Origin of the sequence: Niallia sp. MER 6 (genome assembly GCF_023714395.1) — a bacterium.
Classification (GTDB): domain Bacteria; phylum Bacillota; class Bacilli; order Bacillales; family Cytobacillaceae; genus Niallia.
Window position 1 is genome coordinate 1 of the sequence record NZ_JAMAUK010000137.1, and the last position, 331, is coordinate 331.

2 tRNA genes and 1 rRNA gene are annotated in these 331 nt (G+C 48.3%); all 3 read right to left on the reverse strand.

What is annotated here, in order from left to right:
- Positions 1-9 precede the first annotated feature (9 nt).
- Positions 10-85 (reverse strand) — tRNA-Ala (locus M3600_RS28710).
- A gap of 22 nt (positions 86-107) precedes the next feature.
- A tRNA-Ile gene (locus M3600_RS28715) sits at positions 108-184 on the reverse strand.
- 83 nt (positions 185-267) lie between these two features.
- Positions 268-331: ribosomal RNA gene (locus tag M3600_RS28720) — 16S ribosomal RNA — on the reverse strand; the annotation flags it as partial.

Sequence of the window (331 nt, forward strand, 5' to 3'; positions counted from 1 at the left end):
AAAAAAAATTGGTGGAGCCTAGCGGGATCGAACCGCTGACCTCCTGCGTGCAAGGCAGGCGCTCTCCCAGCTGAGCTAAGGCCCCTTCATCTTTACTTTATGTTATATGGTGGGCCTAAATGGACTCGAACCATCGACCTCACGCTTATCAGGCGTGCGCTCTAACCAGCTGAGCTATAGGCCCATATAAGAAAGCATTGCTCTCTCAAAACTGAACAACAAAATCATCAACAATCTGTGAATGGAACGAATTCCATTTTTCCTTAGAAAGGAGGTGATCCAGCCGCACCTTCCGATACGGCTACCTTGTTACGACTTCACCCCAATCATC